Here is a 12,582-nt window from a genome sequence, read left to right as displayed (position 1 = left end):
TTGCTCGTGGTTAATCCCCAGCAGTTGCTTGGTGCGTTTTGGGTACTGCTGGATATAATGAAAAGGATTTTTCATGTTGGTAGACGGTGAAAAGACTGTTCTACCATTTTTTTGGGGTGCGGATTATATTTCGGACAGGTCTTTTGGTAAACCCAAACAATTGAAAGCTCGAATTTCTACCCGCCACTTTTATGTTTAGCAAAAGAACAAGTTACCTTATTCATTAGGGTCAACCCAACATGGTGGTCAACAAAGCCAACTCTTTCAATCTACTGCCAATTTTGACAATTCTGTCGATTGGATTTCTCCTCTCACTTCCTGCCCTGCTAAATGGCAGTTTAAATGGTCATGATTTGCCGCTTCATTTGAGGTGGTCTCAGTATTTTTCGTCCCAGTCTTGTTGTTCTGGTTTTGGAAAGGCGATCACGTTGGAGCCAATTCTAACCCAGTCAGTCATCAAATCTAATGCTTTTAGTTTGCTTGTGGGAAACCTAGCTGCCGCTAAACCCCCCTTATGAAGGGGGGAAAAACTTGAAATCGTGATCTTATTTGACTTAAGACGCCATCGCCAATTGAGGACGATTTAAAGGCTCCGCAATCTGTCGTCCAACGGCGGCGGCAACAGGTCGTAAACTCTGTACTAAATCCACCATATCTTCCAAAGAAAGCGCCTGACGTGCATCGGAAACTGATTTTTCGGGTTCTGGGTGACACTCGATAATTAGTCCATCGGCTCCACAAGCTACAGCCGCTTTGGCCAGAGGGGGGACCAATTCCCGCTTGCCCACAGCATGAGAGGGGTCTACAATCACGGGCAGGTGAGTAAGCTGCTTGAGCGCTACGACGGCTCCTAAATCCAAGACGTTGCGGGTGAAGTTATCGAAACTGCGGATACCGCGCTCACACAGCACCACTTGAGAGTTACCGTGGCTGAGAATGTATTCGGCTGCCATGACAAATTCCTCAATCGTCGCAGCAAGCCCTCGCTTCAGCAGGACTGGCTTGTCGATTTGACCGAGTGCTTTGAGTAAATCAAAGTTTTGCATGTTGCGGCTGCCAACCTGAAGCATATCCGCATGGTCTGCCAGGGATTCAATTTGATCAATAGTCATGACCTCGGTGACTACCGGCAGATTGTAGCGCGATCGCACTTCTGACAAGATTTCTAATCCTTCCACACCTAATCCTTGAAACGAGTAGGGTGATGTCCGGGGTTTGAAAACGCCACCTCGTAGCGCCTGAACGGGTGCGTGCTGAAGCTGTTGAGCCACGAGTTCCATTTGCCTTCGGCTCTCGACAGCACATGGCCCCCCAATAATCACAAGCTCTCTCGTCCCGAAGGCGACGCTGTCGGATAGTCTGACAATGGTGTTGTGGTCAGGATGAGATTGTGTAGCAAGTTTGGCATTCAACATGGGTCGGATTCCTTTGTCTTTGTAAGATCGGTGAAAAACAAAAAACCCGGTTCCTTTGAAGGTTCCGGGTTGTAGCAGAAAGTTGGCGTGACTTTACCTACCCGGAAGCGTATCTGGGCCAAAAATAAAAGCCGTAAAGCCAGCTATTGAGGTCAATTGTCATGCTTAGCTCTTGATGCGTATTTGCCTTAAAAAAATAATGGACCACAGTCTTTGTTCTGCGGTCCACCGGGTCGGTTCCATAGGGAACTGTTTTCACGACCGGTGAACCTCCCTAAACCAAAAATAAAAGTAATAGCGGCTGCTGAACATGGCTGTGGCGCTAGTGAGACTATTTGTTGAGTTCTGTAATGCGCCTACCCTAGCAAGATTATTCAGATTAAGTCAATAGCCAAGAGTAGTGAAATTGCCATCTCAACCACAAAATCCTGAATTCCCAGTTCTTCAAGGCTTGCTACCAGTTCTTCAAGGCTTGCTACTGGTATAACGGTGATCGCAACCTTGGTTCAGCAATCATCATTTCTCATGCTCCCATCAGGCATGATTGTATTGCAAAATTTAGCACCACTCAGGTCTGCGCCCTCTAGGTTAGCGTGCTTCAGGTCTGCCTTACGCAGATTCGCCCAAGTTAAGTTGGCATTATTCAGGTTTGCTCCACTCAGTTTAGCCGCGCCCAAGTTAGTATGAGTTAGACTTGCCCCTTTCAGGTTAGCTTCACACAGATCGGCCTTGATCAAGCTGGCTCGATGTAAATTGGCTCCACTGAGTTCTGCACCATGTAGTATTGCCTCATTTAAGGTTGTTTGACGCAAATCGGCTCTACTAAGATTGGCTTGATAAAGGTTTACCTTAGTGAGGTTGGCTCCACTCAAGTTAGAATTTTGCAAATTTGCCTTCAGCAAGTCGGCTCTCATTAATTGGAGTTTACGCAAATCTGAGCCGTTTAAGTTTGCCCGATGAAAATTTCTTTCTCCAGCCAGATAACGCCGCTTTAATTCATCCGTATCCATCACGTATCAACTAATTAGATACCACCACAATCTTAATCAGAAAATACCCTACCCGTTCGTGTAGCTTTCGCTTAGCGCCTAGGCAGGATATTTTCAAAAATTAATTAAAAATGGCGTTTAGGCTTTGAAACTGGGTTAAGCGTCGCTTTCACTTTCAATGTAGATAAAGAAAAGACCCATTACCACAGCAGGCATGAGCCAAGTCACGATGGGAATCAAAATCCAGGGCAAGAATGAAGCTGCGTATGTACCTGTCATATCAAATCCTCGCTAAATTTACAGGGTTTCAAAACGGATATGATGAAGAGCTGACGGACGGCTTAAGTCAAACGCTCAAAGCCAAGAACTGCCAGCCCAAAAATGGCTATGTATTGTGAACGACGCCACGGAGTATGGCATCTACAACATCAAAATTGGACAGCAGGAAATAGGCCACGAAAGCGCCACCCATGCCACCAATAAAGAACCCACCAGCATACTGGCTCCAGCCGTCAGCCGTAGTTAGTTCAGGTGGGGTTTTGGGATTTTGCTTAGCAACGGCCTGATTATGACCTTGTTGGAAATTGGCAATGCCATAGGCAGTCATAGCGGCGGTTGCAATGATAATCAAAGCTACGCCTGAAATTAATCCACCTAAACTGGCGGCACCCGGATAGTCGCGTAACGGACCAAAGATGACCCAAGGGCCAATGATGAAATAACCGTGAGCCAAACCAACCTCTAGACCTCGCAGAAGGGGTGATATGCCTTTGCGGTAGGCGGGTAGATTGTTGAGGTAAGCCCTAACGATACCGGAATCACTGATGGGAGTCGATAAATGCCCTGTAAAAGGGTCACCATTAAACGGTTTTATAAGCTCTGTATCTCTGGGATCAGCCATGCTGAACGTCTCCTATCTGTCTAAAAGGTTACAGAAGAACTTGAGATCACATTCTACGCAAGTAGGGGTTACCCAATGGCAGAATCTGCTGTGACCTTTAGAAAAGTTCATTAAACTTTCTTTCGCTGGCGATTTCATCCCTCTTCCAGAGGAAGCGAAAGCAGGTGGATAGGACAGGTTCGCCTTAGCTATTGAGTAACTGGGGCAAAATTAGGCTACCGGACACCGACAGGCAGCGATGGGATTGAGGGAACCCAAGCATTCAGGTCAAAACGGAATGTCGTCGTCGTCAAAGTCAGGGGGAGGCGAATCACTCGGTTGAGGTCTAACTCGATCTGGTGTAATTTGCAGATCGATCCAGCGTTTGGCAAAATGCAGTGCTTCTTCTTGGGTCTTAGCATTATGAATGGGAATCACGCATTCACCCGTAGCACTCCAGACCTGAACGCAGAATACTGGTCTAGCCTCAATTATCCAACCCCGATAAATTTCTGCTGAACTCATTGCTGGCACTCCCAGTGAGCAAGCTGAAGGCTTTCCTTCAACCGTAACACGGCTTTCATTTTTTAGACGTAAGTTTTGTTCCGGTTTATATAGTATGTATGGGAAAAGGCAATCTTAATATTCCAATCAATTCAATGAAACAGCTCCTCAATCGACTCGACGAGGGTCAAAAATACCTTCAACGCCTGATTCTACCCCTGGTATTATGCGTTTTAGCCAGTGTATTGGTGGCAGCACCCGCGAACGCCACTGGAGTCTATCAAATGCCCAACATCAGGGCAGGAGAACCGACTTGGGTTGTTGATAAAGCCGAAGTTCTCAGCCGTTTGAATGAAGGACGCTTGAGCAATACTCTGGATGATTTAGCCAAGAAAACAGGCAAAGAAGTCAGGATGGTTACCATGCACCGTTTAGACTACGGTGAGACGATCGATAGCTTCACAAAAGCCCTGTTTGAAAAATGGTTCCCAACCCCACAAGCTCAAGCCAAACAAGCTTTGCTGGTGATTGACACGCTAACCAACACAACTGCTATTCAGACGGGTGAAGCGGTTAAGTCCGTTCTGCCTGACGACATTGCCGAAAGCGTAGCGTCTGAAACGGTAGCAGTGCCCCTCCGCACGGGGAACAAGTACAATCAAGCTTTGTTGGATGCCAGCGATCGCTTAGTCGCCGTTCTTTCGGGTGAACCCGACCCCGGCCCCCCTGTGGTGGAAGAAAACATTCAGGTTGAAAGTACTTTTAAGAGTGCAGAAGAAACTGACACCCAAAATTCTACGATCTGGGTGGTGGCTATCTTGATTATCGCCACCGTTGTCCCGATGGCTACCTACTTTTTCTATCAGAGTTTCTCAGGCTAATCCTGAATATACTCTTCGCCATCCACTAGAGCAGACTCAGCCCGAACAAACTCCCGCCCCAAATAAGCCGCATGATCGAGCATTGTGACGGGACAGGGCTGGGTTTGCTCAAAGATAACCACACAAAGTTCTTTTGCGGTTCTGCCTGTAAACAAGGTGCTTTGAGTCCGTTCTACCTTGCCTTTGGCGGGGATGACTTTTCCCGTTTCTGGGTCAATGGCTAAGCCTCGTTCATCAATTACATTGGTGAAATGCTTGGCACAAATTAGCCTTGCTTCGCGATCGAGGTAGATAATGAAATATCCGCCTGGGTCAAGGTTAATATCACGTTTCGATAGCTTATCGTCGATTGCACGTAGGTCATCTGCTGTTAAATTCATTTTCTTTCGTAGCGATTCTTCTTTTCTCGTTCTTGCCTATTTTGGTGCGATAACAGCCCAAACAGACTTAATCTTAGTTTAGAAAAGGGTAGAGGGTGCGATCAGCTTTGCTGGTATCGTAAGCAATCGCATCTCAAGTCAATCTGGTAAAGATTGAAAATCGCCGCTACCCAAGGTAAGGCAGTAGGGAATTTTTCGCTGTGACAGGTATCCGGGTAGCTGGCAGACTCCACTCTCAACAAAGAAAATTGGTATAACTCGACCTTCAATACAGAAAACGGCAGCACTTTTTAAGAAGGTTTCAATTCTAATTAAATTTTCTCAAATTGAAAAACTTTAATTAACCAGTAATCCTTTAGCTCGGACATCAAAACCTGAAAAGCTTTTTCTAGTTCAAACTCTTCATCTTTATTATGAATGTCAGTAATTAACTTGTAAATCAGCTCAAAGTTAATTCGCTCATCCTTATCCATAATCATAAAGCTACCGTTAGGAGTATGGTTAAGCTTTTCTATTTCCTGCTTACCAACGTTCCCTTTAATTTCGGGGTTTCTACAATCTCTATAAATTAGAAATCGTATATCTTTGTTGTTTATAATCAATTCATTGCAATTTTTGATTCGGGAAGTAAAAGCACCTCCATCAATTTGTAGAAAACCAATAAAAAAACTTTTAGACTGATTTCTAATTACAAGGTGTTCAGGTAATTTTTTCTTACCTAGGAGTAGGTAATCTATTTCAAAATTATTAATATCTTTAAATGCTTCAAAAATAGTAATTAATTTACCAATATCATCACTATCGCTGATAATGTTAAACTTTGTATATCCTTGCTCAATCAAGGCTATTTCTTTTTGAATATATTCCTGAATTGCCACTATTTCAGGGTCTATTTCATCATCATCATCATTTTCCTCTCGTCCATCAACGAAAATCTCCTCAATCTTTGGGATTTGCGGCAATTCAAAGACTTGTTTTATGTGGCACTCAAGATTAGTTACTATATGTTTTAATTGAGTAAATGAATCTTCTATATCCTCTATTATTTCCAGGTTATGTTGTACTTTATTATTGGGGTTTTTCGGCTTGATTGAAGCCGAAGATGTTGGTAATGGGATGCCATTAATTTTATATTTATAGTAATTCGCAGCACGCTTTAAGACGGCGCGAATAGACTTTTGATTTAGAATGTCTCCTAATTCTGCCGAACTAAATAAAGTGTCAAAATTTACACCAACATTTTGAGCCTTTAGTTTTAGTATTTCCTTGAGTTTTTCATGAGATGGTTTTTGTAATTGAATTTCATGCTGTGATACTAAATCAACAATAGAACCGTCAAAAATTTCCTGGAACTGCTCCCATCGTTCCGGAAATAAATTAAGAATAATTAAACTATTTGGAACATGAGTGAAAATTTCTTTGACAGCTTCGCCAAAGCTTATTAATAACTTTCTTTTATGGTCATATCCCAAGGATTCTAGTTGATCAAACACAATAATTAGTGGTTCATCCAGTAGAGAGAGCTTGCTAAAGACAGAAATAGCCTGTAACGAAAATTCCTCCTTGCTCATCTCCTCATTCCAGTTATTTAAGTCAATGCTCTTTAACTCTTCTTGGGATAGTTCATTGGCAGATAACCATCTCGTGACTAATTCTTTTCTTCTTGGATCGGAGTAACCGCAAAATTTAACAATACCCTTAATTATTTGAGCTGAATAACCTGCCATTCCATACTGATTAATCCACCATTCATTGGCACGTTTTTCGATATGATCCCAATAGGTTCGCTTTCTGTCTGTACCTTCAGCACCTAAGTTTTTATATAAATCTAATTTATTATTCTTTCCAGATAATAGGATATCTTGATCTTTCTTCGTAAGAACCATTGTTGTTGTTGAGCTAATTAGCTTAACAAAACTATTAGCTAATAAATGTTCTAATTGCGTTAAATTAGTACCGGGAACTTCTTCAACAAAAGATTCTAAAATTCTACTGTAAGTATGATAGAGAACTGAATCAGCATTATTAGGTTGCCTGATAAAGAGTAATCGATTAATTTTTAGTAATTCTTTAGCAAGACGCATCATTAGGTGAGTTTTCCCCGACCCTGGCTCACCAATAACTACAACTCCCTGGCTTTGGTGATTCTTGTCATGCTTAATATCATTGATAATATTCTTGAGAGATTCAAATTCAATCTGGTATAGTTTTTTGTAATCTACATGCTCTTGGAAAGGAGTAGCGACTTTAATACTTCCAAAAGGATTGGGCTTGTCTTTTAGATTATCTAGTATGGTATTTGGGGTTGTTTGGCTCATGATTTTTAGATACAGTTGATAGGTGAATTCGGCGTCATATCTAGCCGTATGGGCTAGATGGGGATTGAAGTATTTTTTGTTAACTTTCAGATTCAAACATTTACTTAAGTATTCTAGAGAATAACTGGGCAAATCATGAAAATAAGATTTTGCGAGTTCACAGCTACATTGAGATTTTATGATTTGCCATTCTAGCTCAACTTTCCTAAAACTCTTCTTCAAAACTTGAATATCATGCTTAGCATTATGAAAAATTACTAGTTTAGATTGAGAAACCTTTAAAAAATCAACGATAATCTCTCTAAGGGGTTTGAGATTGAACTTTTTATCATAATTATCAGGATGCTCTTTAGCAAAAGCTTCGTAAACTATTTTTCCTTGGCTGTTGATAATTGCAATTTCCCGAAGCTCGTTTTTGCCTTCGGTGTCGATCACGATGAAGTTCTGTTGTGGATGCATCTGAATTTATTGGATTAGTTCTGTAGCACTGTGCTGTTCTCGCGTGAACTACAAGGCCATTTGTGGCACTATAGAAAATTATCCCTAGTGGGTGTCGTTGGATTGGCAGTGAGTGACCGGAATCTCAATCTAAAAAAAGCATGAAGATAGAGGCGAATCCGGCAATCGCTCTGGAGTGATAGTTTCACAAAATTCTCACGAAATTTTCCTAATTTTTTTTAATGTTCAAAGAAGTTTCACAAATCCTCAAGGGCTGAGTTATCGTCAGAGGTGGTTAGTTAAGCTGGGTTCACGTTGTGCATTAATGAAGCTTATTAATCTTGGATAGACAGATTAATCTCCCTTTTTGTAAAGGGTAAATCTTGATTAATTGCGTCAATTTCTTCTTGTTCCATAACGTTGATTTCATCGATATAGTGCCGCAAAATTTGAGTAAACCGCGCATTATAAAATCGGTGCATACTATGATTCGGCGTTGCCGGAAAACCACGCCGTCTTTTGTGACGCCCACCCGCACCGGGGTCAAACATCTGAATGCCATTGGTAATTCCCCACTCAATCGGCGTGTAGTAACAAGCGTCGAAATGCAGGCAGTCAAATTCCTCAAAACAACCCCAATAGCGACCATAAAGCTGGTCACCCTTATTGATACAAAACGACATACCTACCGGATGGCGGTCATCGCCCTCTCGATAAGCCGCCACTAACAACACGCGATCGCTATAGTTGGGATACAACTGCTCAAAAAACTTGCGCGTGAGATACTTACTCCCCCACATAAACTTGTCGCAGGTGCTGCTGTAGAAGCTATAAATTGAGGGAAACAGGGATTTAGGAATCTCCTCACCCCTGAGAATATCTAAGCGTAGACCGGTTGTTGTAACGGCTTTGCGCTCCCGTTTGATATTGCGGCGCTGATTAGCGTTGAAGACACTGAGATAATCATCAAAGGTCTGAAAGCCTTTGTTTTGCCAAATATAGCTGTGGTGCAGCCAACTGGTAAAACCATGACGTTCTAGGACGGGACGCCATTCAGGGTCAACAAACAGGAAGTGACAGCCACTAATCCGGTTCTGGTCACAAAAATGGTCGATCGCAATCACCATCTGTTCCGTCAGTCGATCCTCGTCTTCTCCCGGTGCGATCAAAAACCGATACCCGGTAGCAGGCGTAAACGGCGTCATCCCTAACAGTTTGGGGTAGTAGCGTATCCCTAAGCGGTGAGATAAATCCGCCCACTGCTGGTCAAAGACAAACTCTCCATAACTGTGACCTTTGATGTAGAAAGGCGCAGCGGCTATGAGCTTTCTATCTCGCCATACGGTGAGGTGATTGGGTAACCACCCGGTTTTTGCCGTTGCACTCCCTGATGTTTCTAGATTGTTCAACCACTCCCACTCTAGGAAAGGGGTCTTCAAGGGCTGGGCGAGGTCATCCCAAGCGGATTGGGGAATGTCTGCCATGCGGTTGACCCAAGTCACGGCATAGTCAAGCTGGGGTTGTTGAACCATGGGGGAAATCCAAGAAAGAAATTGGTTAAGATACCGCGTCATGTAAGGATGTCAGGGTGAGTTCAAGTGGCTCGACCCAGAGGTTGGTTCGGCGCAATCCAGCTCAAAGTGAGTGGTTACTCCGGTAAAAACTGTTTTTAGGTTAACTAATCTTTACGAGCGTTGCAGCCGATAATGCAGAAAGACCTCGTGTTCGATTGTCTGGACACTCAAAAGTTCCAGAGGCCGCGCTAGGTGTGAGAAAAATCCCTCTCCCGCCACTGGCGTTGGTGCGGTTCTACCGCCTAAAATCAACGGGCAAATGGTTAGCCAGAATTCATCAATTAAATCGGCGGCCAAGAGTGCAGCTACCAGTTCACTGCCTCCCAAGAGGGCTAAGCGTTCGACGCCCAATTGGATTAATTGTTGGAAGGCATTATTCCAATCCATCTCGCCTGTGGATGTATCAGCTATTAAAATTCGCTCAAAACTGCCAACGCCCGACGCCTGTTGTTTCTGCCAATGTTGGGCACCCCCTGCTGTTGTCAGTAACCAACGGGGAACCTGTTGACGAAAAAAACGCAATTGGGGGTCAAAATCGGCAGAACCAGAGCAAACAATTTGTACCGGCTGTGGTGGCACACCACCTTGTTGCCGCAGTTGCAGTAATTTGGGATTGGAGATGCCGAGGGTGGTTCCATAGGCGCGGAGTGTATTGGCACCAAACAAGACGCCGTCAGCCAGAGCAATTTGTGTTTCCAGATGGGTTCGATCAGCGGGAGAGGAAAATCGAGCAGGCGATCGCGCCACGTCTGCAATCTTGCCATCAGCACTCATGGCGAGAACAACGGTTGTATGGGGTCGAGGGCTGGCAGAGTGAGAAGACATAACGACTGACTTGAACAAAGACACAAGTTTGAAGATGCTTGAGATTGAGGCTTTTGTTGTAAAACTTGTCTCGAAGCTAAGCCTCCGAGATACACAGAGACTTTGAAGCGTTTTAGGATGGATGAGATGGGGGATTCATCTACTGTATTAATTATGGCTGTTGAGTTTTCAACTTTAATCTGAGAGACATTCTATGGCTAAGCCAGGTCAATCCTCCTTTCGTCGCATTTTGCTGTCGCGCTTATTGCTGCTGAGCGTACCAGTGTTACTTTTGGGGGTGTATGTGACCTACAGAAAAGCACGCTCGACGCTATTGGAAACGGCTCGGCAAAATCTGATCGAGAGCGCCGTGAGAAAGGGACAGAATATTCAACAAGGGGTTGATGCCCTCAAAGCTAACCTGGAGACAGCCAGCGAAAGCCTAGAGTTACAGTCCCAGTCTCCAGAAGCGGATCAACAATTTATCGACAAACTCGCTCAACAATTACCCACCCTGATCGAGTGCGTACAGCTAAGTGAGATTCAAACTAGAAAGCTCGTAGCTAGTACTTGTGGCAACCAAGCGCTCGCCCAAAAAGAGGCAATGTTATGGCCTTGGCAGCGTTCTTTATTGCCACGCAACCGTTCTCCAATTTACGTGACAGCGCTACTTCCTCAAAAACCCTTAACAACAGTAGGCACCAACCTCAACCAAAGCGACTCGACCCATCAACTCTCATTACTGTTCAGTGCACCCGTCTATAACGCTGAGGGTCAACTTCGATATGCTTTGAGTATCCAGTCTTCCTTGGTTCATCCTCAGCCAGCCAAGGCGAGGTCTTTATCGGGCTATCCGGTGGTGATTAATCAGGAAGGGAAAATTTTAGCGCATATCGATCCAGGGCGGATTGGGCGATCAATTGTGCAGGAAAAAGATAGGGGGGCGCTTGAGGAGGTGTTGAGCAAATCACTGGCGGGTCAACAGGATTCTCTACATTTATTTTCTTTTGAAAAAGAGGGCGTCGAACTAGTCGCTGGGTACACGGCGATCGAGAGTCCAATAACGGCTGAGCCTAACCAAAAGTGGACGATTTTATCCATTACGAGCATAGAGAGTGCCCTGTATGGTCTCAAAGATATTCAGCAAGTTTTGCTCATCCTCACCTGCTGCTTAATTGCGGCAAGTTTTTTAGTAACACTTTATGTAGCTCGTGACTTGGCACGTCCTTTAGAAAAACTCAGAGATTACGCCTTACATGAATCTGACCTGCACTCTACTGATCGGATTCCTCGAAACTTTAAAATTCGGGAATTTAACCAATTGTCTGATGCCTTTGAGGGGATGATTTCTCGTCTGAGAGCTTGGGCCGAAGAACTGGAAACAGCTTGGAAAGAGGCACAAACTGCCAACCAACTCAAAAATGAGTTTCTCGCGAATACGTCCCATGAGCTGAGAACGCCTCTCAATGGTATTATTGGCTGTCTGCGATTGGTACGGGATGGTTTTTGTGATGACAAAGAAGAAGAACTCGATTTCTTACAACGAGCCGATGATGCAGCCATTCATTTATTAGGAATTATCAATGATGTTTTGGATATTGCCAAGATTGAAGCCGGAAAGCTCACGGTAGAAACAGAGCCAGTTGACCTGCGAAAAATCCTGAATGAAGTGATTAGTTTACAGGCTGTTCCTATTCAGCAGAAAGGCTTAGAATTCCATACCACAGACTTGGATGAAGTGATTCCTGTGCGTGCCGATCCAGCTAAACTTAAGCAAGTACTGTTAAATGTAGTGGGTAACGCCGTTAAGTTCACTGACTCTGGCAACATTACAATTAATACGCGAATAGAGGCATTCGCTGAAACATTCTCTTCGGTTTCTTTGAATAATGGGGATGAGCGAGGAGAAATCCGTGGTTTTCAGGAAAAGAAGCAAGAACGCTTATCCCTGGCTTCTACAGGTGATGGAAGTATGGATAGTACTCCCGTGGCTCCTTCCTCGCGTGTTGTTGTGACTGTTAAGGATACGGGAATTGGTATCGACCCTACTCAACAGCACAAGCTATTCCGACCTTTTGTGATGGTTGATGGGACGACCACGCGTAAGTGTGGGGGTACAGGTCTTGGTCTTGCCATTTCACGGAATTTAATGGCACTGATGGGAGGTAACATTACCCTTTCTAGTGATGGGGATGGTCACGGGACTCAGGTTGAAATTTCTTTGCCCACGATTGAGCGCTCATTACTATTCTCAGGTGAATCCCAAATATCCAATGATGTTGCTCGGATGTCGGGAGCGGCTGATAATAATGCATAAGACTCAAATGTTATGAGTCAATAAGGATTCGGTCATGGGTAATGGGTAATGGAAAAATATCAAAAATATGACTACCTTCACA

Annotated in this window: 11 protein-coding genes; 2 read left to right on the top strand and 9 right to left on the bottom strand. The window is 44.0% G+C overall.

Going from position 1 to position 12,582, the window contains the following annotated elements:
- Positions 1-554: 554 nt before the first annotated feature.
- The 5 genes from aroF to NDI48_27750 form a co-directional block, all read right to left on the bottom strand.
- The gene (gene aroF, locus NDI48_27770) at positions 555-1,415 is read right to left on the bottom strand and encodes a 3-deoxy-7-phosphoheptulonate synthase (protein MEP0834965.1); all 861 of its coding nucleotides are present in this window, start codon (positions 1,413-1,415) and stop codon (positions 555-557) included.
- A gap of 506 nt (positions 1,416-1,921) precedes the next feature.
- Complete coding sequence (locus NDI48_27765) at positions 1,922-2,425, bottom strand: pentapeptide repeat-containing protein (protein MEP0834964.1); 504 nt, start codon at positions 2,423-2,425, stop codon at positions 1,922-1,924.
- Between the two features lie 135 nt (positions 2,426-2,560).
- Positions 2,561-2,683, bottom strand: a complete 123-nt coding sequence (locus NDI48_27760) for a photosystem I reaction center subunit VIII (GenBank protein ID MEP0834963.1) — start codon at positions 2,681-2,683, stop codon at positions 2,561-2,563.
- Positions 2,684-2,789: 106 nt separating this feature from the next.
- A complete protein-coding gene (locus NDI48_27755) occupies positions 2,790-3,305 on the bottom strand; it encodes a photosystem I reaction center protein subunit XI (GenBank protein MEP0834962.1) in 516 nt (171 codons plus the stop codon).
- Between the two features lie 267 nt (positions 3,306-3,572).
- Positions 3,573-3,809, bottom strand: a complete 237-nt coding sequence (locus tag NDI48_27750; protein MEP0834961.1) for a hypothetical protein — start codon at positions 3,807-3,809, stop codon at positions 3,573-3,575.
- Positions 3,810-3,943: 134 nt separating this feature from the next.
- Between NDI48_27750 and NDI48_27745 the strand changes: the two genes are divergently transcribed.
- On the top strand, positions 3,944-4,669 hold the full coding sequence (locus NDI48_27745; protein ID MEP0834960.1) for a TPM domain-containing protein: 726 nt from the start codon (positions 3,944-3,946) through the stop codon (positions 4,667-4,669).
- On the opposite strand, the gene NDI48_27740 is transcribed toward NDI48_27745, so the two are convergent.
- From NDI48_27740 to NDI48_27725, 4 genes are all read right to left on the bottom strand, one after another.
- Positions 4,666-5,049, bottom strand: coding sequence for a DUF4346 domain-containing protein (locus NDI48_27740; protein ID MEP0834959.1), 384 nt, complete (start codon positions 5,047-5,049; stop codon positions 4,666-4,668). The two genes, NDI48_27745 and NDI48_27740, sit on opposite strands and share 4 nt — an antisense overlap.
- Before the next feature lie 311 nt (positions 5,050-5,360).
- Positions 5,361-7,802 carry an exonuclease gene (locus tag NDI48_27735; protein ID MEP0834958.1) on the bottom strand — a complete coding sequence of 814 codons (2,442 nt, stop codon included), beginning with the start codon at positions 7,800-7,802 and terminating at the stop codon, positions 5,361-5,363.
- Positions 7,803-8,140: 338 nt separating this feature from the next.
- Entirely contained in the window at positions 8,141-9,337 is a 1,197-nt protein-coding gene (locus NDI48_27730; GenBank protein MEP0834957.1) for a GNAT family N-acetyltransferase, read from the bottom strand.
- A gap of 153 nt (positions 9,338-9,490) precedes the next feature.
- Positions 9,491-10,204, bottom strand: coding sequence for a RibD family protein (locus NDI48_27725; GenBank protein MEP0834956.1), 714 nt, complete (start codon positions 10,202-10,204; stop codon positions 9,491-9,493).
- A 193-nt stretch (positions 10,205-10,397) separates the two neighbouring features.
- Between NDI48_27725 and NDI48_27720 the strand changes: the two genes are divergently transcribed.
- Positions 10,398-12,500, top strand: a complete 2,103-nt coding sequence (locus tag NDI48_27720) for an ATP-binding protein (protein ID MEP0834955.1) — start codon at positions 10,398-10,400, stop codon at positions 12,498-12,500.
- The last annotated feature ends 82 nt before the right edge of the window (positions 12,501-12,582 follow it).

It is taken from the genome of Microcoleus sp. AS-A8 (assembly GCA_039962225.1).
Lineage (GTDB): Bacteria > Cyanobacteriota > Cyanobacteriia > Cyanobacteriales > Coleofasciculaceae > Allocoleopsis.
This window is presented reverse-complemented; position numbering and strand designations above follow the sequence as displayed.

Bases quoted from the DNA above. Each gene is read 5' to 3' on its own strand.
- aroF (MEP0834965.1), bottom strand. From the start codon at position 1,415: ATGTTGAATGCCAAACTTGCTACACAATCTCATCCTGACCACAACACC.
- NDI48_27720 (MEP0834955.1), top strand. From the start codon at position 10,398: ATGGCTAAGCCAGGTCAATCCTCCTTTCGTCGCATTTTGCTGTCGCGC.
- NDI48_27730 (MEP0834957.1), bottom strand. From the start codon at position 9,337: ATGGTTCAACAACCCCAGCTTGACTATGCCGTGACTTGGGTCAACCGC.
- NDI48_27760 (MEP0834963.1), bottom strand. From the start codon at position 2,683: ATGACAGGTACATACGCAGCTTCATTCTTGCCCTGGATTTTGATTCCC.
- NDI48_27725 (MEP0834956.1), bottom strand. From the start codon at position 10,204: ATGTCTTCTCACTCTGCCAGCCCTCGACCCCATACAACCGTTGTTCTC.
- NDI48_27755 (MEP0834962.1), bottom strand. From the start codon at position 3,305: ATGGCTGATCCCAGAGATACAGAGCTTATAAAACCGTTTAATGGTGAC.
- NDI48_27765 (MEP0834964.1), bottom strand. From the start codon at position 2,425: ATGGATACGGATGAATTAAAGCGGCGTTATCTGGCTGGAGAAAGAAAT.
- NDI48_27745 (MEP0834960.1), top strand. From the start codon at position 3,944: ATGAAACAGCTCCTCAATCGACTCGACGAGGGTCAAAAATACCTTCAA.
- NDI48_27740 (MEP0834959.1), bottom strand. From the start codon at position 5,049: ATGAATTTAACAGCAGATGACCTACGTGCAATCGACGATAAGCTATCG.
- NDI48_27750 (MEP0834961.1), bottom strand. From the start codon at position 3,809: ATGAGTTCAGCAGAAATTTATCGGGGTTGGATAATTGAGGCTAGACCA.